At 41.1% G+C, this 21,747-nt stretch carries 19 protein-coding genes and 2 pseudogenes; 17 read left to right on the top strand and 4 right to left on the bottom strand.

Features of this window, described 5'->3' with window-relative positions:
• Positions 1-40: 40 nt before the first annotated feature.
• Entirely contained in the window at positions 41-1,420 is a 1,380-nt protein-coding gene (locus tag PS3_RS05650; RefSeq protein ID WP_007122315.1) for an aspartate ammonia-lyase, read from the bottom strand.
• Between the two features lie 514 nt (positions 1,421-1,934).
• Between PS3_RS05650 and PS3_RS05645 the strand changes: the two genes are divergently transcribed.
• The 17 genes and pseudogenes from PS3_RS05645 (at position 1,935) to PS3_RS05570 (ending at position 19,212) form a co-directional block, all read left to right on the top strand.
• On the top strand, positions 1,935-2,732 hold the full coding sequence (locus PS3_RS05645) for a transporter substrate-binding domain-containing protein (RefSeq protein ID WP_040468318.1): 798 nt from the start codon (positions 1,935-1,937) through the stop codon (positions 2,730-2,732).
• A 3-nt stretch (positions 2,733-2,735) separates the two neighbouring features.
• Complete coding sequence (locus tag PS3_RS05640) at positions 2,736-3,431, top strand: amino acid ABC transporter permease (RefSeq protein ID WP_040468316.1); 696 nt, start codon at positions 2,736-2,738, stop codon at positions 3,429-3,431.
• A complete protein-coding gene (locus PS3_RS05635) occupies positions 3,432-4,166 on the top strand; it encodes an amino acid ABC transporter ATP-binding protein (protein ID WP_007122313.1) in 735 nt (244 codons plus the stop codon).
• 306 nt (positions 4,167-4,472) lie between these two features.
• Complete coding sequence (locus PS3_RS05630; RefSeq protein WP_040468314.1) at positions 4,473-5,264, top strand: transporter substrate-binding domain-containing protein; 792 nt, start codon at positions 4,473-4,475, stop codon at positions 5,262-5,264.
• Between the two features lie 17 nt (positions 5,265-5,281).
• Entirely contained in the window at positions 5,282-5,932 is a 651-nt protein-coding gene (locus PS3_RS05625; RefSeq protein ID WP_040468313.1) for an amino acid ABC transporter permease, read from the top strand.
• 13 nt (positions 5,933-5,945) lie between these two features.
• A complete protein-coding gene (locus tag PS3_RS05620; RefSeq protein ID WP_040468311.1) occupies positions 5,946-7,241 on the top strand; it encodes a lanthionine synthetase LanC family protein in 1,296 nt (431 codons plus the stop codon).
• Position 7,242: 1 nt separating this feature from the next.
• Positions 7,243-7,527 carry a dehydroquinate synthase/iron-containing alcohol dehydrogenase family protein gene (locus PS3_RS10650; RefSeq protein ID WP_235719991.1) on the top strand — a complete coding sequence of 95 codons (285 nt, stop codon included), beginning with the start codon at positions 7,243-7,245 and terminating at the stop codon, positions 7,525-7,527.
• A gap of 3 nt (positions 7,528-7,530) precedes the next feature.
• Positions 7,531-8,286, top strand: coding sequence for a dehydroquinate synthase/iron-containing alcohol dehydrogenase family protein (locus PS3_RS05615; RefSeq protein WP_235719990.1), 756 nt, complete (start codon positions 7,531-7,533; stop codon positions 8,284-8,286).
• Between the two features lie 8 nt (positions 8,287-8,294).
• Positions 8,295-9,464, top strand: coding sequence for an aminotransferase class I/II-fold pyridoxal phosphate-dependent enzyme (locus tag PS3_RS05610; RefSeq protein WP_007122311.1), 1,170 nt, complete (start codon positions 8,295-8,297; stop codon positions 9,462-9,464).
• 211 nt (positions 9,465-9,675) lie between these two features.
• A pseudogene (locus tag PS3_RS10870) lies at positions 9,676-10,535 on the top strand (MetQ/NlpA family ABC transporter substrate-binding protein).
• Between the two features lie 9 nt (positions 10,536-10,544).
• On the top strand, positions 10,545-11,870 hold the full coding sequence (locus PS3_RS05600) for a CapA family protein (RefSeq protein WP_040468310.1): 1,326 nt from the start codon (positions 10,545-10,547) through the stop codon (positions 11,868-11,870).
• A gap of 443 nt (positions 11,871-12,313) precedes the next feature.
• Positions 12,314-13,468 carry a trans-sulfuration enzyme family protein gene (locus tag PS3_RS05595; RefSeq protein WP_040468309.1) on the top strand — a complete coding sequence of 385 codons (1,155 nt, stop codon included), beginning with the start codon at positions 12,314-12,316 and terminating at the stop codon, positions 13,466-13,468.
• 3 nt (positions 13,469-13,471) lie between these two features.
• A complete protein-coding gene (locus PS3_RS05590; protein WP_007122309.1) occupies positions 13,472-14,602 on the top strand; it encodes a trans-sulfuration enzyme family protein in 1,131 nt (376 codons plus the stop codon).
• Between the two features lie 375 nt (positions 14,603-14,977).
• Complete coding sequence (locus tag PS3_RS05585) at positions 14,978-15,820, top strand: homoserine O-acetyltransferase/O-succinyltransferase family protein (protein WP_007122308.1); 843 nt, start codon at positions 14,978-14,980, stop codon at positions 15,818-15,820.
• Positions 15,821-15,960: 140 nt separating this feature from the next.
• Entirely contained in the window at positions 15,961-17,259 is a 1,299-nt protein-coding gene (locus PS3_RS05580) for an O-acetylhomoserine aminocarboxypropyltransferase/cysteine synthase family protein (protein WP_007122307.1), read from the top strand.
• 89 nt (positions 17,260-17,348) lie between these two features.
• Positions 17,349-17,978 (top strand): annotated as a pseudogene (locus PS3_RS10635) (alpha/beta fold hydrolase); the annotation flags it as partial.
• Between the two features lie 55 nt (positions 17,979-18,033).
• The gene (locus tag PS3_RS05570; protein ID WP_007122306.1) at positions 18,034-19,212 is read left to right on the top strand and encodes an MFS transporter; all 1,179 of its coding nucleotides are present in this window, start codon (positions 18,034-18,036) and stop codon (positions 19,210-19,212) included.
• Between the two features lie 44 nt (positions 19,213-19,256).
• Here the strand turns inward: PS3_RS05570 and lpdD are convergent, their stop codons facing one another.
• From lpdD to PS3_RS05555, 3 genes are read right to left on the bottom strand one after another with little or no spacing between them, the layout of a single operon-like run.
• Positions 19,257-19,673: a prenylated flavin chaperone LpdD gene (gene lpdD, locus PS3_RS05565; RefSeq protein ID WP_050950859.1), complete on the bottom strand. Its 417-nt coding sequence runs from the start codon at positions 19,671-19,673 to the stop codon at positions 19,257-19,259.
• Positions 19,648-20,211: a UbiX family flavin prenyltransferase gene (locus tag PS3_RS05560; RefSeq protein ID WP_040468307.1), complete on the bottom strand. Its 564-nt coding sequence runs from the start codon at positions 20,209-20,211 to the stop codon at positions 19,648-19,650. The genes lpdD and PS3_RS05560 overlap by 26 nt, the downstream gene beginning before the upstream one ends.
• Before the next feature lie 9 nt (positions 20,212-20,220).
• On the bottom strand, positions 20,221-21,708 hold the full coding sequence (locus PS3_RS05555) for a UbiD family decarboxylase (RefSeq protein WP_040468305.1): 1,488 nt from the start codon (positions 21,706-21,708) through the stop codon (positions 20,221-20,223).
• Positions 21,709-21,747 lie beyond the last annotated feature (39 nt).

Below are 21,747 nucleotides of genomic sequence, written 5' to 3'. Positions count from 1 at the left end.
TTCCAGTTTACCTATGGGGCGTTTTTTTCAGCTAGTTATTTTATTTCACAAAGAATGAAGCTGGCGAAAGTAATTCATCCAGTTTTTCTTGACTAATCTCATCTTTGACGAGGGCTCGGATAGATTTTCCGGTCCGTAAGGATTCTTTAATGATTTCTGTAGTTCGCTCATAACCCAGAACTGGCGATAGGGCGGTCGCTGTTTCAGCTGAGTGTTCAACCATGGCAATACAACGTTCAATGTTGATGGTGATTCCCTGGAGACAGTTTTTATCTAGCGTATGCAGTGCCTTTCGTAATAAGCGAGCATCTTCGAATAAATCATAAAAGGCGACCGGTTCAAAGGCGTTGAGTTCTAATTGACCAGCTTCAGCTGCCATGGCTACTGTGGTTGCGTGGCCCATAACTTGATAAGCAACTTGGGTACAGAATTCAGGAATTACGGGGTTAACCTTTCCTGGCATAATGGATGAACCTGCTTGTCGTTTGGGAAGATTAATTTCACTCAGACCATCTTGAGGACCAGAGTTTAGTAAGCGAAGATCATTGCTCATTTTAGATAAATCTACGGCCAAACTACGATAAGCATTTGATAAGGAGACATAACAATCGTTGTTCTGAATCCCATCCACTAAATCATCGCACTGTTTTAAGGGTAGTTTAGTTAAAGTAGCTAATTCATCAACCACCGTGTCCATATATGAGCGGTTACCAGTCACACCGGTTCCAATCGCTGTTCCGCCAAGGGGGATGGTCATTAATTCCTGGCAAACGGCCGCTAATCGATCCATATCCCGAGAAAGGACGGAGGCATAGGCTTTAAATGATCGACCAAATGTAGTTGGAACGGCATCTTCAAGCTGGGTTCGCCCCATCTTTAGGACATCTTGATACTTAGTTGCTAGGTCTTGAAGGGTTGTTATTACTTTCGACAATTCGTCCATCACCGTTCGTGTGAATTTAATCATGGTTAAATGGCCAGCTGTAGGATAGGTATCATTGGTTGACTGGGACTTGTTGACATCATCGTTGGGGCTGATGTATTGATAATCACCTAAAGGGAGGCCGAGTTCTTGTAAGGCTTTGTTAGCTATGATTTCATTAATGTTCATGTTAGTGCTAGTACCGGCACCACCTTGCAGGGCGGGAAGATCAAATTCTTGATGATAATAACTGAAATTGTGATAAAGATAATCACAAGATGAGATAATGGCGGTAGGAATGCGTTTATCTTCCCATGCCCCGGCCTTCATGTTAGCAATCGCAGCTGCTTCTTTGACTAAAAGGAAGTTTTTGCAAAGTTCTGGATCGTTTTTAATGGATTCCAGGGGGAAGTTTTCGCGAGCCCGCAAGGTATGAATCCCGTATAAGGCATCTTTGGGTACTGCTAGTTCTCCTAATGAATCGTGTTCAATTCTCATAGACCAATCCTCCGTTGAATAAATAATATGTCACAGATCCTATCATTCAAAAGAGTTAGAGTAAATAATATAAAACTAAATACGTAAATATTTATGTTGTGGATGCATTTTACTTAATTTTATTATTAAGAAAGCGGAAACAACTAATCGGAAATTACTGTTAGATTCAAGTGTGAATATAGACCAATTGAGAAAATGTCAAACAGTCATCGCTATTTAGTAACATTTCAATATTTATGTTGACAGATAAGATCTGGGTCGGTAAACTAGACACTGTACTTACAAATGATAAGCAAAAGAAAGGAGCTGAAAGTATGTCACCATTGGATCTGCAAATGATGTGTATGTGTTCTTCATTGCAAGTCCGGACTGACATGGTTTCAGTTGGGAATTTTGAGGTACATTAAGCACTCATTCTTCCTTAACCTTAAAAAGGCATCAACCATGTTGGGTGGTTGATGCCTTTTTTGCAACATGTAAGCTAATTTCAAGGTATGTTAATTGGAGGTTAACAATGAAAGTGAAAAGGATTAAACGTTTATCAGTCTTAGCCGTAGCTGTAGTAGCAACAGTTACCTTAGCGGCTTGTGGCAAGAGCTCGAGCAGTAGTCAAGCCAATTTAATCACTAAGGGAACGCTAACTGTCGGCTTAGAGGGAACATATGCGCCATATTCTTATAAAGAAAACGGGAAACTAAAAGGTTTTGAAGTTGACTTAGCACAGGATGTCGCAAAAAAGCTAGGCTACAAGGTAAAATTCGTGCCAACCAAATGGGATTCACTAATTGCCGGCTTGGGTTCTAATAAATTTGATATTGTCTTTAACGATTTAGCGGAAACACCGCAACGGAAGAAAGCTTACGCCTTTTCAACCCCATACATTTATTCTAAGTCAGCCTTAATTACCAAGAAGGATTCGACGATTTCTAGCATTGATGATATTAAGGGGCAAAAGGTGGCTGCTGGAACGGGGACCGCTAATGAATCGAACGTAAAGAAGTTTGGTGGGACCGTGGTTTCATCAAGTGATTTTGCCAGTTCAATGCAATTAATTCAACAAGGTCGGGTCGTTGCTGCTTTAAACTCAAATGAAGCTTATGCCTATTACATCAAGCAGAATCCGAATGCTGATCTGAAGTCAATTGAAGTACCAACTAGTCAAATCGCCAGTCAAAAGATTACGGCAATGATGAGCAAAAATAACAAGGGACTGCAAAAGAAGGTTAATAAGGCATTGAAGGAACTACGCCAAGATGGAACACTGAAAAAACTTTCTGAAAAGTACTTTGGAACTGATTTAACTGAGGAGTAATTTATGTGGGAAATCATAACTAGTTCAACTCCCGATATTTTATGGGCAGGGATCAAATATACCATCCCGATTGCAGTAATTTCCTTCGCTATCGGGTTAGTGATTGCCGTTTTGACGGCGCTTGTGCGGATCTCAACACCACGTGGTAATCGGGTGCTGGTCATTTTCTGGCATTTGTTAAAGTGGATTCTGGGTTTTTACGTTTGGCTATTTCGGTCGACGCCATTATTGGTTCAATTATTTATTGTTTTCTTTGGGTTACCCAATGTTGGCATTCAATTTGATGCCTGGACTGCAGGAATTTTAACTTTCTCCTTGAATACAGGGGCTTATGCCTCCGAAACGGTTCGTGGAGCTATTAGTTCAATCCCCCAAAGTCAATGGGAAGCAGCTTATTCAATTGGTATGACCTACCAACAGACTTTATTTAAGATTGTCTTTCCACAGGCCATTCGGGTCGCCTTACCACCATTATCAAACTCCTTTATCAGTTTAGTCAAGGACACTTCTTTAGCGTCGTCAATTACGATTCTAGAAATGTTTATGGTTAGCCAACAATATGCTGCAAGAAACTATCAGCCATTATTAATGTATTGTATTGTGGCCGTTATTTATGCGCTTTTCTGTACCATTTTGTCAATTCTGCAACATTACTTAGAAAAACATTTTTCGCGTTATCTTACTCAGGAGGTGGCTTAAATGATTTCTTTTCAAAATGTTGATAAGCAATTTGCTGACCACCATGCCCTAGATAATGTTAGTGTTGAATTTCCTGAACATCAGACTACGGTTTTAGTAGGGCCATCGGGAGCGGGGAAATCAACTCTCTTACGATCCATTAACCTCTTGGAACGTCCTCAGGCAGGTCTCTTAAAGATAAATGATCAAACGATTGATTTTGCTAAGCCAATTGCTAGAAACGAATTATTGAAAGCCCGTCAGCAAACTGCGATGGTTTTTCAAAGTTGGAACCTATTTCCTCATTTAACGATTTTACAAAATATCACTGAAGGACCAATTGTCGTACATAAGCAGCCTAAAAAGGAAGCTGAGGCCAATGCGCGTCGGTTATTAGAACAAGTGGGCTTGGCTGATACTGCCGATCGATATCCAGATCAGCTTTCCGGGGGACAACAACAACGGATTTCAATTTGTCGTGCGCTGGCCCTTGACCCGTCTTATATCTTATTAGATGAACCGACCAGCGCCTTAGATCCCGAATTAGAGGCCCAGGTCTTGCGTGTTTTACAAGATTTGGCAAAACAAGACCAGTCGATGATTGTGGTGACCCATAATATGGAATTTGCCCGCCGCGTAGCGGATAAAATTGTCTTTGTTGAAGATGGTCGTATTGAATTTGATGGTTCAACGGATGATTTCTTTACGCATCCAACGGAACGAATTCAAGCATTTTTAGACGCAATGGAATTTTAATTAAATTAAATTTAAAATATGATTAAAATATTTTAAAAATTATGTTGACTTTTAGTGGTCATTCCAATATATTATCTATATTGAAAAATATCTAACAGAAAGGAACTGGAATTATGAAAAGTTTGAATCAAGCGATGATGTGTATGTGTACTCCAGCTAAATCCGAACTGACATGGTTTCAGTTGGGCATTTTCGGGTACATTAATTGAATAATGTGCTTGAGAAGTACCAAACCTTGATAAAGGCTATCAACCATGTTTGTGGTTGGTAGCCTTTTTTGTTTTAGAAAAAAGGAAGGTAAAGAAGATGAAGAAGTGGAAATTAGGAATTTTGGTTACTTTAACGGCTTTTTTAACAGTCGTAGGGTTATTCGCTAGTCAGACGACGGTCAAAGCCGCCAGTAAGACGATTACGGTAGGAACGACAGCTCAAACATATCCCAATTCGTATCGCTCGAACGGGAAACTAACCGGATTTGACATCGCCTTAACCAAGGCAGTGGCTAAAAAGCTTGGTTATAAAGTGAAGTTTAAAGTGATTGGTGATGTTCCAGCCCTGTTGGAATCAGTTAAATCCGGCAAGATTGATACCGTAGCCAATGCGGTAACCGTTAATGCTGAACGAAAGAAAACCTACCAATTCTCCAATACCTTTGCATATTATGCAGCGCAGGTAGCCGTGCCTAAAGACTCCAGTGTTAAATCATTAAAGGATCTGGAAGGCAAAACGGTTTCGGCCACCCTTGGGTCAAGCAACATTGCCTTATTGAAGGCTTATGACTCCAAGATTAAGATCAAAACTTACGATGATCGGAATGCGATCTTTACCGATGCTAATAATGGAACGGTCGCAGGGGTTTTAAATCAACGTCAATTCCTTCAACAAACAATTAAGAAGCAAAACTTGAATTTGCGGATCGTGAAAGGCGTGGCGGGATGGAATAATGAAGCATATCCATTCCAAAAGAGTAGTGAAGGGACCGCTTTGAAGAAGAAGTTTAACCAGGCCTTAAAGGAACTTAAAGCTGACGGGACGATTAGTAAATTATCAAAACAATACTACGGCGAAGATGTAACTAAGAAATCAGTTGATGATTAGCGAAAGGTAATGTAGGTATGAACTTAAATTATTTAGGAGAATTATTTTTACAAATTGGTCGCTATGTACCACAAACCGTTGGCATGGCTTTAGCAGCAATGGCCATTGCAATTGCGCTCGGGGCATTGTTAACGATTATGTATTCTTTTAAAGCTACGAATTGGTTTGTCAGATTATATCTGTTGATTTTTCGGGGCTTCCCAACCTTGGTGATTCTTTTTGTCGCTTATTTTGGGATTCCCGAACTGTTGAATACAGGATCGTCAGTTTCACCATTAGCGGCGGCGATCTTCTGTTTTGCTTTAAAAGAAGCCGCCTATTTGGAAGAAATCTTTCGGTCAGGCTTATCCTCCGTTGATGGCGGCCAGGTTGAAGCCGGCCGATCCCTGGGCTTAAGTAATCAAAAGGTTTATCGGTTCATTGTAATTCCTCAAGCCATTCGGATCATGATTCCTAACATCGGGAATACCTTTATTGGACTGCTCAAAGAAACCTCCTTAGCTTTTTCCATCGGGGTCACCGAATTATTTGGGGAAGGGAAGTTGATTGCTTCAGAGAATTTCCAATATTTTGAAGTTTATATCGTCGTAGGAATTTGGTATGTCATTTTGATTTTGATCTATACCATCTTTCAGCAATTCCTGGAACGACGCTATAGTCAATATTAGACGGGGGTAAGAGATGGATTATCTAGCAACAGTCTTAGGTGTTGAAAAATATTTAGCAGCCCATCAAGTTGATCGTGATGAAGGTACGGTGTGGGATATTTCAGAATCTTTTCATGGTGACTGGAATTATTATGACGAAATCTCTTTGTATGCAGGTAGTGCCGGGATCATTAAATTTTATTTAGATCTTTATTCCAACTTGCAAGATTCACGTTACCTCAAAATTGCAGATCAAGCCGGAAAATACTTGGTATATCGGTGGCAAAATCAACGGACTTTAAAAAAGGCTTTTAGTCCCTATGCGATCACGACTGGTTATAGCGGCATTGCCTTTATCTTAGATGAACTTTTTGACTTTACTAATCAAGCCATTTATCGAGATACCGTTCAAGAAATTCTACAAGCAATCATTGATGATCAAACTGATCAAGGAGCTTGGTCTGGGCAGATTGGTGTCGTCGCTGATGGGGGGACAGCTTTATTATTAGCTAAGTTGGGACCTAAATACCAACTGTCAGGTTTTCAAGCAGCATTAGCAAAATTTGGGGACTATGTCTTAAAACAACAACATCACGATCAGTTTGGTCAATACTATATAGGGCTGGACCTAAAATTTGTAGGGGGACCGAATGGTAAATTTAATACGGGCTTTCCATTAGGCCCGAGCGGAGTCGCCTTTGTTCTCTTAAAAATTTGGGAAATCACTGGGCAAGAAAAGTATCGGTTAGGAACGCAAGGGATTGATGATTTTTATCGAAAGAATTCGCTAGATCAAACTAAGATTGTTCTACCCCATTATTTACCTGATGATGAACATATTTGCTATGTTGGTTATTGTGGAGGTCCCACTGGGGTAGCCCGCTATTTTTACCAAGAATGGCAGCTCGAGCATGATCAGCGACATTTGGAATTGTTAAAAGATTCGATTGCTGGGCTTGATTATCTCAAAGCGCCGGAAGAACGGTCGGCAGGATATTGGGAACTTGATAATTATTGTTGTTCATCGGCGGGGCTTCTTCAGATGTATATTGGAGCTTATTTAGCGACCAAGGACGATAACTATTTAGAAAAAGCTAAAGTAACGGCGGAAATCATTATTAAACGGGCTAGTGAAGAGAATGACCAAGTAAAGTGGGTGCAATCATTTGAACGGAAAAATCCAGCAATTAAAACTGCCGCTCTCGGATATTATGATGGGGCAGCAGGGATTGCCGCTTCATTATTACAATTGCATCAATTATTAAATCATCCCGATACATTGCATATTTACCGGATGTTAGATGATCCATTTCCTGCGGAGGTGAGTTAACATGGCAAAACGAGTCATTCGCCAAAGCCCGGGGATTTATATTAATGAACCCGGAATTTTAAAATCAATTGAGGGAATCTTGGCTGACCTTGAAATTCAACATCCAGTGATTATGACTGACGAACTGGTAAAAAAGGTGACGGCCGATTTTCTGCCAGCTCATTTTTATGAAACATACCCACTATTTTTATTTGCGGGCGCGAATACTTTTGCGGAAGTAACCCGTTTAGTGGACCAAATTAGTCAGTCCCAGGTGGATGGATTAATTGCCTTAGGCGGAGGATAATTAATGGACAACGCCAAATTAGTGGCGGATCAATTAAAGGTAAAGTTAATTAATATCCAAACTGTCCCGTCTAATTGTGCTGCCTTGACCACCAAAAGTATTGTCTACAATCAAGCGCATGAAATGATTGAAAGTGTCCGGATTGCCAATCCAATTGCTGCTGTGTTAATTGAACCCCAACTCTTAAAACAGAGTCCGCGACCATATTTGAATTCTGGAATCGGGGATACCTTAGCTAAGTTTTATGAAATTCGTCGCCGATTGCCGAAGGATCACCTATCTTTAGCTACAGAAAAAGCGGCGCGCTTCTTTTTGGATGAGTGTCGCGATGAAATCTTAGCAGTCGAGGGTGTTGATCAATTAGCGTCAGAACAATTAATCAATTTTTTAGATACGATCTTTTTATTTGCCGCAGCCGTTGATGGGTTTGCGGATTTGAATGGGCGTAGTGTCGCCGCCCATACCTTCTACAATGCATTTATGAAGGTTAAAGGAGTAACTAAATTCACGCATGGCGAGATCGTGGCACTGGGGAATTTAATTCAAGTGGAATTAGAAGCAAATCAGGACTTAATATCCGAAATCCATTCTTATTATCCCCATTTCGGTTTACCAGAGAGATTAAGTGATTTAGCGATTAGTGACCAAGAGGCACGGGAGATTGCAATTCAAATGACGGATGTGCAAAATGAGCGGATGCAATCGATTTTTCCCGCTATCTCAGCTGAACAGATTCTGGCGGTATTTGAACGTTTGTGAGGTCGATCATGAAAATAAATCAGGCAAGCAGAATTAATGGTGAAACTGATAATTTTTTATCGCGCCAACAAGAGTTAATTCGTGAATTAAAGCAAGCTGGTCATGAAGTGATTTCTCTAGGACGAGGAAGCCCCGATTTACCAACTTTTCCAGAAATTGTAGATGAATTCTTACAGGATAGTAAAAAGCCATTAAATCATGGCTACCCGCCATATGGTGGGAAACAAACGTTAAAGGTTGCGATTCAAGAATTCTATCAAAGCGAATATGGGGTGGAATTATCGTTGGATGAAATCACCATTTTTTCCGGATCCTTAGCAGCGATCACCGCTTTACCGATGGTCTTATTAAATCCCGGCGATTATGCTTTGATTCCTGATCCCGCCTTTTTCGGTTATCAAAACGGCGTAAAGATGGCGGGCGGGCGTAGTTACCCCTTACCACTAAAGGCCGATCATCAGTATCTGCCAAGCTATGATCAAATTCCTCCAGTTGTTTTAAAACAGGCTAATTTGCTCTTTTTGAATTATCCCAATAACCCGACGGGGGCAGGCGCCACGAGAGAATTTTTTGAAGAAACGGTTAGCTTTGCCAAGCAAAATCAGATTCCAGTGGTGCATGACTTTGCTTATGCCGATATCTCCTTTCATCAGTCAGCACCGAGCTTTTTAAGTGTTCCAGGGGCTAAAGACGTTGGGGTTGAATTATATACCCTTTCGAAAACTTTTAATATGGCTGGGTGGCGAATCGCTTTTGCCGTTGGAAATCAAGAAATCATTCATTTAATTGAAGGGTTTATTCGGGCATCTTTTGGTGGTGTCTTTGGGGCCATTCAGGATGCGGTTGAGTTTGGACTTTTAAATTCGCAAAAAGGGAGAGCTAATTTACGAGCGATCTATCAGGACCGACAAGTTGCAGCTGTTAAGTTATTGAAGGACCATCACATCGAAGTGCTGGATTCGGCCGGGACCTTCTTCTTATGGATTAAATTGCCGAACGGTGTAGACGATGTACAATTTGCGAATGATTTGTTGAAAGAAAAATACGTGGCTGTGGTGGCTGGTAGTACTTTTGGTGAATATGGGAAAGGTTATATTCGGGTAAGTCTGGTCGACCAGACCAAAACGATTTTGGAAGCTCTTAAGCGGCTGGTTTCGTTTATTGAAGAAAATGGATAATAATAAGAAAGGAACTGAAATCATGAAAAAATTGAAACAAGCGATGATGTACATGTGTATCACAATTAAATCCGAACTGACATGGTTTCAGTTGGGCTTTTTGAGGTACATTAATTAAGTAGTGGGCCAGAAGAGTACCAGACTTTGATAGGAGCTATCAACCATGTTTGTGGTTGGTAGCTTTTTTGTTCTAAAAGAAAAGGAGAAAGTCATGCGTAGAAAACAATTTATTTGGATAGCAATAATCATCATTCTAATAATATTTGGGGGTGGATTATGGTATATAACGAATCAAAAATCAACTAGTAAAGATACAATCGTTATCGGAACACAAAATACTGATACTGCCGTATGGGAACATATTGCTAAATCATCTCAGGCCAAAAAGGCGGGTCTAAACATTAAGGTGAAAGATATAACTGATTCTAATTCGATTAATAAAGCAACCGCTACTGGTCAAATTGATGTTAATGGTTTTCAATCTTATGCCTTTTTCACCACATACAACAATAAGAATCCAAAGAATAAACTTGTAGCAATTGGTACTACTTATATTCAGCCGATGGGACTTTATTCTGAAAAATACAAAAAAATAAGTGAAATTCCTGATGGGAGTACAGTAGTTATTGCTAATGATGCTGCTGCCGAAAGCAGAGGATTAAAACTACTTGAGTCAGCTGGTTTAATTACCTTAAAAAACATAATGCTAATACTTTGGTAACGCCATCTGACATTGTTAATAATCCTAAGAAACTTCAGATTAAAACAGTTGTTTCAACTAGTACGCCGAGCGTTTTACATGACAATAGTGTTGCTGCAGTCGCGATTGATAATAACACAGCTCAACAAGCTAAATTGAACGTTTTGAAAGATTCAATTTATCATGAAAATATTAATCAAAATACTAAAGCCAATGTAAACGTAATTGTAACTACTGCAAATAATGCGAAAAAGTCAGAATATAAGAAGCTCCTGACGCTTTATCATAATAAAGAAATTCAAAAATGGATTAAAAAGCATTATCCAGCTAAGGTTGAAGTTAAAAAAACATTAAACTATCTGAAGAATTAGGAGAAAGTTATGCAGATTAATATAACAGGGGATAGCTTATTTTCAAGTAAGAATTTGGTTAATCGATTAGATTCAAGAATTTTAGAGTTTTTAAAAGAAGGTGACGTAAATTTTACAAATGCTGAATTTACAATTCCTAAATATGGAACACCTGTAGCAGCAGGAAGAGGTTATGTTACCGCTGTTCGGGAAGATCGATTAGATGAATTAGTTAAATTAGGTTTTAACGCAATAAATTTTGGCAATAATCATACAGGTGACTTTGGAATTGAAGGTATAAAAAATACGATCAAGGTTGCTGAGCGAAGGGGGTTAGATCCGATCGGACTAGGTAGAAGCTTAGATGAAGTTGAAAAACCACGCTTTGTAGATACGAAAGAGTGTAGGGTGGGGATTGTTTCTGCTACGGCAACTAGAGGCGATTTGTTTTTAGCAAGTCGAGGAGGAAATGGCGTCGTTGCTAGACCGGGAGTTAATCCTTTGCGGTGGAACACGGTTTATGAAGTTAAGGATGACCAATACCTGTTTTTAGAGGAATTGCGGGATCAATTGGGCCTGACTAAATCAAGTCAAAATGGTTATGACGTTGAACGATGGGTTCCGGAACCAGAAGGAACATTTAAATTTGGGTCGCTTTATGAAAAATCTATTCAAATAAGAAAAAGTGATCAAACGAAAACTGTCACAGAAGTAAACCAGAGTGATATTAAGGAAATTGAGCGTCAAATTAAAGATGCAAAGTATCGATCTGATTATGTTGTTTTTACTATTCACACGCATGAGGGAGCTAATGAAGATTGGTATAATGATCAACCTGCTGATTTTATTGTTGAAAGCGCCCACCGGGCAATTAAAGCGGGAGCCGATTTAGTGATAGGTCATGGAGCTCATTTCTTACGTGGAATTGAAAAATATCATGGCAAACCAATTTTTTATAATTTGGGTAGCTTCTTAATGGAATTTGAGGCCGGCGAATCGATAATTCCACCTGAAATGAATGCTGAATATGGTCATAATGAAAACGCTTTACCATCGGTACTACATAGCCATCGTGCTAAAGAAAATGGCGAGTGGGTTGGTTTTAATAGCAGAACTATGTTTAATGATGGTCTATTGATTGGAGTAATGTTTGATGACAACCAGATCAAATTTAAGGCATTGCCAATTGATTTAAGATTACAGGATAAACGTATTCTTAATCATGGAATTCCCGTATCTGCTAATCGAGAAATTTCAGATCGTATTTTAAAACGATTAAACGAAGATAGTTTCGAATTTAATACTAAGGTGAGTTACGATTACTCATCATTAGAATTTAAAATTGATGAAATTTAGCGATCTAATATTAGGTTAAAATACTAAGATTTAATATTTCCAAATCGCTGATAATAACTATACCGACGGGGGAATTTAAAATTACAGCAGATTAATTCAGATATATCTCTTGACAGCCAATAGGTGACCTACTATACTACAATCATTCTAATTAAATTTTAATATTTATGTGTTGATGAGAAGAGTAGGAATTATGGAGATCATCAGTGACCGTCGTTAGTGAAAAGGCGGGATTGAGATGATTCTGAAGATCACCTCGGAGCAAATGGAAACTAGAATAATTATAGTTATCCCGGCAGGATCCGATACCATCCCTGGCATACTCCGGTGTGCTGTTGAGGTTAGTTTGGTAACAGACTAATGAAAATGGGTGGTAACACGAGCAATCGTCCCTGGATGACTTCGGTCATTTGGGGGCGTTTTTTATTTTAGAGGAGAAGAATATGACAGGTTTTAATACTCGGCTGGTCCATGTACCAGCCCCGAAAGACAATCAAACGGGGGCTGTGACGGTGCCCATTTATAAGGCAACGACTTATGAATACCCGGAAATTGGCGCACAAGTTAAATATGATTATTCACGATCAGGTAATCCGACGCGCCAAGCTTTAGAGGATCAAGTTGCCGATCTGGAAGGTGGCAAACATGCCTTCGCTTTTGCTTCTGGAATGGCGGCCATTCATGCGGCTTTAGCGATTTTTAAAGAAGGCGATCATCTCATTGTTGGTGATCAAATCTATGGCGGAACTTTTCGATTATTGAATCAGTTCTTTAATCGGTGGGGACTATCGATTTCCACCGTCGATACTCGTGATCTAGCAGCGATTGAAGCCGCAATTCAGCCCAACACGAAGGGAATTTATTTTGAACCAGTAACCAACCCCTTGTTACAGGTAACTTCAGTAGAAGAGGTGGCAAAGTTAGCCCAACAACACCATTTAACCACGATTGTTGACAACACCTTTTTAAGTCCATATTTATCGCAACCATTAACACAAGGCGCGGATGTGGTAATTCAAAGTGCTACTAAATATCTATCAGGACATTCCGATGTGAGTGCTGGAACCGTCACCGTCAAAGATGACCAGTATGCCGAGCGGATCTATTTTGTTCAAAACGCCCTGGGCGGAATCTTATCACCTGAAGACTCAAATGAATTAGCGCGGGGGATTAAAACCTTATCTTTACGGATGGATCGTCAAATGGAAAATTTGAAAGCCATTGTCGAATTTTTAGAAAGTCAAAGTGTCGTGTCAAAAATCAATTATCCAGGTCTGCCGGGTTATCCAGGTTACGAGAGTCTCCGTACTCAGGCTAAAGGGGCTGGGGGGGTCTTATCCTTTGAGTTAAATGATCAAGCTGATCCCGTGGCTTTTGTGAACCAACTTAACTACTTTAAATTAGCCGTTAGTTTAGGGTCAGTAGAGAGTTTAGTGGAATTACCAAGTCAAATGAGTCATGCCGAATTATCGCCGGCTGAGCAATTAGCTGCGGGGATTAAGCCTGGGTTAATTCGGCTCTCAGTTGGGATTGAAGATGCCGAAGATTTAATTGCAGATTTAAAACAAGCTTTATTAAGTGCACAGAGAGGGGAATAGTTTATGTGTAGTCAGGGTAAAAAGTCAGTGGAAACCATTGCCGCGCAAGCCGGGAATCACCGAGATGCGAATGGGTCGGTTTCAGCACCTTTATATTTTTCATCTAATTATCGTCATCCATCATTAGAGCAAGCAATTAATTTTGATGAGCAAAAGGAATATACTTATGCCCGCTTAGCCACCCCCACACGGCGCGTGCTTGAAGAAACCTTAGCAGAATTAGAAAGTGGTCAGCGTGCCTTTGCCTTAAGTTCTGGGATGGCGGCGGTTCAGTTAGCCTTAAGCATTTTAAAGACCGGTGATGAGTTAATTTCTTTAGATGATTTATATGGTGGTGATTTCCGCTATTTCCGGTATTTGGAAAGTCATATGGGAGTTAAGTTCAAACAATGGGATGGGGAGAAATTAGCTGATCTAGTGGATTTATTAAGTCCCGCTACCCGAGTAGTGTGGTTAGAAACACCTTCCAACCCCACGATGAAGAAACTCGATCTAAAGGCTCTTTCCGCTGCCGTTCATGAATACAATTCCTCCATTTTGGTCATGGTGGATAATACTTTTTACACGCCAATTTATCAACAGCCATTGACCTTGGGTGCGGACGTCGTCGTTCATTCAGCCACCAAATATCTTTCGGGGCATAATGATCTCTTAGGTGGAGTCGTTGTAGTGAATGATGAACAATTGGATAACGAATACTATGAATACTACATTACTACCGGCGACACGATGGCCACTTTTGATGCCTGGCTGCTCTTGCGTAGTTTGAAAACTTTACCGATTCGAATGGAACGCCATACAAAAAGTGCCACAAAGATTAAGGAATTTTTGGAATCGCGTCCAGAAGTTACCAAGGTTCTTTATCCCGGAAAAGCGGGGATGATTTCATTCTATTTAGCAACGCCCGAATTAACTCGGCAGGTATTAGATAATGTTAAAATCATTTCCTTTGCGGAAAGTTTAGGGGGTGCTGAGAGTCTCATTACGATCCCGTTATATCAAACACATGCCGACGTTGAAGAAGCCCAACGTGAAAAGTTAGGGATTACACCGACCCTTTTACGCTTATCAGTTGGTCTCGAAAATCCGGATGACTTAATTGCCGATTTAGCCCAATTATTAGACAAAAATTAAATAAAAATGATAAAAGTTGTTGACATCTCATATTAGAGGACTATAATGGTCTTAACTTATTAATATGAATGACGTTGACGAGAAGAGTAGGTAGTTGATTCTAGTTCCAGAGAGCTTCGTTTGGTGAAAGAAGACGATGAATCATTACTGAAAATGAGCTCCGAGTCGCTGAATCTTGGTCGCAAGGCTGATGATTCCGGCAGGATCCGATACCATCCCTAGCATACTTCGGTGTGCTGATGAGGTTAACTTGGTAACAAGTTAATGAAGATGGGTGGTAACACGAGTGATCGTCCCTGGATAGGCAACTATTTAGGAACGATTTTTTTATTAACAGAAATTCAAATAAGTAAAATTTTCAAGGAGGTTATTAACATGACAGTATATAGTTTAAACGGGTATACCAAGGATATTGATCAAAGTATTTCAGGAGCGTTTCGAATTGCGATTTTAAACTTGATGCCAACTAAAGAAACAACTGAAAATCAATATCGTCGTGTTTTAGCCGCTTTGGAAACGGATGTTGAATTAACGTTCTTTTATCCGGCATCTCATCACTTTAAGAGTGATCAAGCAGCGACGATTAAAGAATGTTATGCCACGTGGCAAGAGATCGCGGATCAACATTTTGACGGCTTAATTATCACTGGTGCGCCAGTTGAAACCGTTGATTTTGAAGAAGTTGATTACTGGGATGAATTTTGTCAGATTATCGATTGGTCGCGCGATCACTGCACCAAAGTCTTGTGTCTTTGTTGGGCAGCCCAAGCCGGTATGTATTATGAGGCTGATTTACCCAAATATCCAACGGATCAAAAATTGTTTGGCCTTTATCCCGTCACGGTTTTCCATGAGAGCGAACTGTTTGATGGGATCGACGTTGATCGTTTGAAGATTCCTTTTTCTCGCCATACTACTAACCGGATCATGAATATCGAGCGCACCAACCTTGTCTTGATTGCGGCAAATGAAGTGGTTGGCCCGCAAATTGTCGAAAGCGCTGATCACCACTTCACATACATCACGGGACATCCCGAATACGATCGTTTGACCTTGTACCAGGAGTATCATCGTGATAGTGAAGCTGGGAAGAGTATTGAATTACCGGCCAATTATTTTAAAGGGACGCCAGAACCAGAAAATGTCCAAGATTCTTGGCACCAAGATGCTTTAAAGCTATACAAAAATGTTTTTAAAGGTTGCTTTGCCATAGTTTAAATTAGTCGAGGAGGATACTAATGAAACATTATCAGAATTGGGGATATGTCAGTGTCCTCCTTGATCTGGATGATGATGTCATGTGGAGCTAAGTCTTAATTAAAAGTAGTTAAAAATTTATGATCTAAAAGGAGATTACCATGTCAGTTTACGATTTAGATACCAACGGATTATCATTTGAAACCTTACAAGTGCACGCAGGACAACATCCAGATGCTGAAACTGGGTCGCGGGCAGTTCCAATTTACCAAACGACGGCCTATGTTTTTAAAGACGCTGAACAAGCTGCCGGTCGGTTTGCCTTGACGGATGCCGGAAATATTTATTCACGGTTAACCAACCCGACAACGGAAGTTTTTGAAAAGCGGGTGGCGGCCTTAGAAAACGGGACCGGAGGTGTAGCCCTTGGTTCGGGTGCAGCGGCAGTTACAGCAGCGATTCAAAATGTAGCCGGTCAAGGTGATGAGATTGTTTCCGCATCGACGATTTATGGTGGAACCTATAACTTATTTGCAGCGACCTTGCCTCAATTTGGGATTACGACTCATTTTGTTGATCCTGATGACCCAGCTAACTTTGAAAAGGCAATTAATGATCATACCAAGGTAGTTTATTTGGAAACAATTGGTAATCCCAACGCGAACTTGATTGATATTCCAGCAGTCGCGGAAATCGCCCACAAGCATGGGATCTTGCTGATTGTTGATAACACTTTTGGAACTCCTTACCTAATCCGTCCTCTAGATTTAGGGGCAGACATCGTCGTTCATTCAGCTACTAAATTTATTGGTGGTCATGGAACTTCCATGGGTGGGGTTGTCGTAGAAGGTGATAAATTCGACTACGAAGCATCAGGACGTTACCCTGGCTTTACGACCCCTGATCAACATTACAATGGCTTGGTTTGGAAAGATCTTGGCGGAGCCGCCTTTACAACGAAACTTCGAGCTCAGATTCTACGGGATACTGGGGCAGCTCTAAGTCCGTTCAACTCCTTCTTGTTATTACAAGGCTTAGAGAGTTTGTCGCTACGAATTGAACGGCATGTCGAAAACGCTCAAAAGGTAGCGGATTACTTAAACAATCATCCGAAGGTCGCTTGGATTAACTATCCAAGTTTGGCTGGCAACAAATATAAGCCATTAGCTGATAAATTCTTCCCGAAGGGGGTTGGGTCTATCTTTACGATTGGATTAACTGGTGGTGCCGAGGCGGCTGTCAAATTTATTGATAATTTGAAACTCTTCTCCTTATTAGCTAACGTTGGGGATGCTAAGTCCTTAGTAGTGCACCCAGCTTCAACCACCCATGCTCAATTAAGCGAAGAAGAATTGTTATCTGCTGGCATTACACCAGACCTCATTCGTTTGTCGATTGGGATTGAAAACGTAGATGATTTAATTGCTGATTTGGATCAATCCTTGGCCCAACTAGACTAATAATTGGTTGCTAAATTCATTTCTTAATTTCTAATGTAGTGATCAGGTGAAATCACCTGGTCGCTTTTGTGTTCACTCGGGAGGATCAAATGGGATTTTACGATCAAAGGACGAACCAAGTTTTAATTGACGCTTTAGGTATTAAAATTCATACTGTTGCCAATTTAGCCGATTATCCGCAAGCTAATATCATTATCGTTCATGGTTTGGGAGAGCATCTCGAAAAATATGATCAATTAACGAGTTTCTTGCTTGCCAACCATTGTAATGTTTTTCGTTATGATCAACCTGGTCACGGTCAATCAGAAGGCGAACGGGGGTATTTGCAGGCAGCTAGTGATTTGGAGACAACCTTGGCAACACTAGTTGAACAGGTAAAGAGTGAATATTATTATTTCCCAACTTTTTTGATCGGGCATAGTATGGGTGGCTTTACCATCTTGCGCTATCTCACCCAAACAACGGGTCAGATTGCGGGGGCCGTTGCTGTAGACCCTTTTTCGGTTTATCAGATCCCAACTTTAGGGAAATTACCTCTGGATCTTGATCCGCATCAGGTCATTCCTGATCAGACTAGTGGCGGTCAAGGCGTGAATGCTGACTCACGGGTTGAACAGCGAGCGGCGCAGGATCCGGCTAATTTAACCAATTTAAAAGTGGGGATCATGAATGCCTTGGGGAACGGGGCAGTAGAATTAAAAGAGAATTTAAATCAGATTACTGATCCGATCTTGTTTTTGCATGGTCAAGCAGACGGGGTGGTTGACTATCACGGTGGGGCAGCGTCGCCGATTATCACTCAGTTTATATCTAAACTATGTTGTTCATGGCTTTGGCTTGTTAATTTTAGCGCAAAATATGACGAATTTAGCTTCGTCGTGGGGAGTAACCATTAAGATGGTCTCCTTTATTATTTCCGGAGTTGGGATTGGGCGCTTGCTTGCTTATTTGATCACCGGATATTGGGCGGATCGACTCAGTCGTAAGTTGTTTGTTTATCTTGGGATGGCCTGTTACTTTGTTTTTGCGGTTGGCATAGTGATGTCACCGAGCATTCCAGTTGCCTATGTCTTAGCGATCTTAGCAGGGATTGCTAATTCGGCTTTAGACGCCGGCACCTATACGACCTTTGTTGAAATGAACAATGGTAATGGACAATTTAACGTCTTACTGCGGGCCGTGGTTTCGGTGGGGGAATTTATTTTGCCGCTTCTGGTTTCATTTTTCTCCCATGATGGGCGCTGGTACGGTTGGACATTTTTGATTATGGCGGGCTTATTGGCGATAAATGCGGTTTTATTAATGCCGATTAGATTCCCGAAACGACCAGAAGTAACTTCGAGTTCGAATCAGGATAGTCAGGGGAGCAGAAACAATCCTGGACGTTTAATCGCTAGTGGCGCCTTCGTTATTTATGGCTATGTTTCAATGGCGCTGATGATTTGGTTTACGCAATGGGTTACCCTTTTTGGTGAAAACAGTCAGCACTATACTGCCAGTCAAAGTCATTGGTTACTTTCCTTATATAGTATAGGGTCCATTTTGGGAGTGCTAACTTTATTTATCCTATTAGGACGAAATGTTGGTGAAGCGAAGATTATCATTGCGATGAATTTGATCGCTACCGGATCTTTGATAATGCTTGTGCTTTCTCACCAGTTAGTGGTGGCGGAAATTACTAGTTTTATCTTTGGCTTCAGTGCTGCTAGTGGCGTTATGCAAACTGGTTTAACCTTATTTATGAAACTCTATCCGCAGCATCGGGGAATGGTGACCGGCGTCTTTTATTTCTTCGGAGCGATCGCTTCATTTACCGTTCCCATTATTACTGGGATTTTATCGGATATCAGTATTCAAATGGCCTTTGCTGGCGATATTGTTATCGGAATAGTGGCCGTTTTAATGGCAATTATTATTGCCTTGGCAACTAGGAACATTAAATTTGTAAGTTAAAAAGAGGCTGGAAAGAACGTGATGACGATTCTTTCCGGCCTCTATTAATGATATTCCGGTTCCTTAATTTCGAAAGGGTTTTCTTGCAGCCATGCCTTAATTTGTTGACCTAAATTTTGGGCCATTGGGAAAGTGGCATGAATCTGTGCTTGAGTAATCCCATTAACGTGGACTCCCGAAGTAATGACACAGTTACCGGTTAAGACTGGTTGAATAATATTTAAAAGTTCCTCAGCCAGGACTTGATCTTTATGTTTTCGGTTATCATGACTTGTAAATTGAGTCGTTGTAATCGCTCTAGTAGCCTGATCAAAGGTAGTAATGGTGCCAATGTGCGGGGTATCACCCCCAGTTAAGGCGATCAGGAGGTCACCATTAATGATTTTCAGTTCAGCTTGCAACCGAAGACCAGATTTTTGAATCGTGAAATTCACTTTAATCTCCTTCCCAGCGTCGACCAACTTCTTGCTTAATTCCTAAAGCATCCATCAGGCGCATGGAGTGCTGATCAAGGAGCTCTTGAATAGTAGTTGGTTGCTGATAAAATGCTGGCATGGGAGGAATGATTTGGACACCAAGGTGAGCCAGTTTACTTAAATTGTCGAGGTGAATAGCACTGAGCGGGGTTTCCCGCGGAACGATGATTAATTGTCGTTGCTCTTTAATTGTTACATCAGCTGCCCGAGTAATTAAGTCATCAGTATAGCCAATGGCAAGGGCGGCGACTGTTTTCATGGTTGCCGGGACAATGATCATGGCATCAAACAGATTAGACCCACTGGCAATCGTGGCGCCCAAATCCCGATTCTTAAAGAGGTGGTCAGCAAAGCCTTCTACTTCACTGATTGCATAATCTGTCTCTAATTCGATATTCTTCTTCCCCCAGGCTGACATAACTAGGTAGGTTTCAACTTCTGGGAGCGCATGGAGCTTTTTTAAAAGATCAATCCCATAAATCACGCCGGAAGCACCAGTAATGCCAACAATAATCTTTTTCATATTCTCACCTTATTCCAAGTATTTCTGCCAATCCTTAACTTCTTTAAAAGGTGCCCGCTTAAAGGTCTCCCGCATATCAAATGGAATTGTTCCGTCGATAATCGTCTTGGAACTCATCCCGCGGAAGCGAATGGATTTAGGATCATATTCGGGCCGTTCTGATGGGTCCAGTGGATGGTTGCGCATCCCAGGGATCACGACCACATCTTGGTCTCCTTGGAAACGAGTATTCATCGTCCAGACGACATCATTCATATCAAAAATATCCACGTCTTCGTCCACCAACCAGACCGTCTTAAGTTCCTTAAAGGAAGCAAAGGCAAGTAGGGCGGCTTGACGTTGAATTCCTTCATCGGCCTCATTGTCCTTATGAATTTGCATAATGGTCATCAATTTTCCACCTCCAGCCGGTGGATTGTAAACATTAGTGACCTTACCCGGAATGGCTTTATCGACCAGATCTAGAATTGATGCTTCAGTAGGGATCCCGGCCATTGAAACGTGTTCTTCACTGGGACCAATCATTGTTTGCATGATTGGGTGGTCTTGGCGGTGAGTAACTGCTTTAACCTTAACTACATTAACAGCTGGATTGGCGTCACCATTATAGCCGGGAAATTCGGGCATGGCATAACCCGTGTGGGTATTGATGTCTTCTTGCATGCTGGCATGAGGAAGAATTTCTGCTTCAATCACATATTCAGCCCGGGCAATCGCTTGTTCCTTGACAGTTACAGCATCAACTAATTGGACTGGTTCTTGACGAATGGAACCGGCAATGTCTAATTCATCGTAACCTAGGGGAGTTGTTGGCGGTTCAAAAGTACAGCCGATGGTAATTGCTGGATCGAGACCAATATTAATGGTGATCGGCATTGGCTGATCTAAATCTTCATATTGTTTCAGGAAGTGACCAATATGTCGACCACCCGGCATGATGTACATCCCAATGGTGTCTTTATCTTCTAAGACCATTCGGTGGATAGTAACGTCGGTCATAGTTTGATCAGGACTGGAACCTTTTACCACACCGACCGTGATGTAGGGACCAGCATCAAATTCCGTATTAGTGGCAGCGGGAATGATTTTACGAATATCAAAATCTGGATCCGTTGCCCGATGGACGACCTCTTGGGCCGGCGCTTGGTCATGATCAACCTGAATTGGATGCACTGGGGTATTGACGGAATCCTTTAAAAAGCGCCCCAGGGTTTGGTAATCATGATGGAAAATTTGCCCAACTCGCTTTCGGCTGGCCATGAGACCAATTAAAACCCGGGCGTCGCTAAAGCCTTTAATGTTATTAAACATCATTGTTGGCCCTTCTTGGGTGGGGCGTTGAACAGTACCACCAGCCCCAATGTATCGGTAAACTCCCGATAATTCCGCCATAGGATCAACAGGTTCGTTGGTTTCGTGATATTGGCCTGGTTGATCTTGTAATTCTTTCAGAACTTTACGTAAGTCATAGGGATCGTTTGGTAAATTAGTAGTCATATTAAGAACCTCCGTTTGAATTTAATTAAAGCAAGAATT

Source organism: Limosilactobacillus gastricus PS3 (assembly GCF_000247775.1).
GTDB lineage: Bacteria > Bacillota > Bacilli > Lactobacillales > Lactobacillaceae > Limosilactobacillus > Limosilactobacillus gastricus_A.
This window is presented reverse-complemented; position numbering and strand designations above follow the sequence as displayed.

Excerpts from the sequence above, each read along its gene's own strand:
- PS3_RS05650 (WP_007122315.1), bottom strand. The coding sequence starts at position 1,420 with ATGAGAATTGAACACGATTCATTAGGAGAACTAGCAGTACCCAAAGAT.
- PS3_RS05645 (WP_040468318.1), top strand. The coding sequence starts at position 1,935 with ATGAAAGTGAAAAGGATTAAACGTTTATCAGTCTTAGCCGTAGCTGTA.
- PS3_RS05640 (WP_040468316.1), top strand. The coding sequence starts at position 2,736 with ATGTGGGAAATCATAACTAGTTCAACTCCCGATATTTTATGGGCAGGG.
- PS3_RS05635 (WP_007122313.1), top strand. The coding sequence starts at position 3,432 with ATGATTTCTTTTCAAAATGTTGATAAGCAATTTGCTGACCACCATGCC.
- PS3_RS05630 (WP_040468314.1), top strand. The coding sequence starts at position 4,473 with ATGAAGAAGTGGAAATTAGGAATTTTGGTTACTTTAACGGCTTTTTTA.
- PS3_RS05625 (WP_040468313.1), top strand. The coding sequence starts at position 5,282 with ATGAACTTAAATTATTTAGGAGAATTATTTTTACAAATTGGTCGCTAT.
- PS3_RS05620 (WP_040468311.1), top strand. The coding sequence starts at position 5,946 with ATGGATTATCTAGCAACAGTCTTAGGTGTTGAAAAATATTTAGCAGCC.
- PS3_RS10650 (WP_235719991.1), top strand. The coding sequence starts at position 7,243 with ATGGCAAAACGAGTCATTCGCCAAAGCCCGGGGATTTATATTAATGAA.
- PS3_RS05615 (WP_235719990.1), top strand. The coding sequence starts at position 7,531 with ATGGACAACGCCAAATTAGTGGCGGATCAATTAAAGGTAAAGTTAATT.
- PS3_RS05610 (WP_007122311.1), top strand. The coding sequence starts at position 8,295 with ATGAAAATAAATCAGGCAAGCAGAATTAATGGTGAAACTGATAATTTT.
- PS3_RS05600 (WP_040468310.1), top strand. The coding sequence starts at position 10,545 with ATGCAGATTAATATAACAGGGGATAGCTTATTTTCAAGTAAGAATTTG.
- PS3_RS05595 (WP_040468309.1), top strand. The coding sequence starts at position 12,314 with ATGACAGGTTTTAATACTCGGCTGGTCCATGTACCAGCCCCGAAAGAC.
- PS3_RS05590 (WP_007122309.1), top strand. The coding sequence starts at position 13,472 with ATGTGTAGTCAGGGTAAAAAGTCAGTGGAAACCATTGCCGCGCAAGCC.
- PS3_RS05585 (WP_007122308.1), top strand. The coding sequence starts at position 14,978 with ATGACAGTATATAGTTTAAACGGGTATACCAAGGATATTGATCAAAGT.
- PS3_RS05580 (WP_007122307.1), top strand. The coding sequence starts at position 15,961 with ATGTCAGTTTACGATTTAGATACCAACGGATTATCATTTGAAACCTTA.
- PS3_RS05560 (WP_040468307.1), bottom strand. The coding sequence starts at position 20,211 with ATGAAAAAGATTATTGTTGGCATTACTGGTGCTTCCGGCGTGATTTAT.
- PS3_RS05555 (WP_040468305.1), bottom strand. The coding sequence starts at position 21,708 with ATGACTACTAATTTACCAAACGATCCCTATGACTTACGTAAAGTTCTG.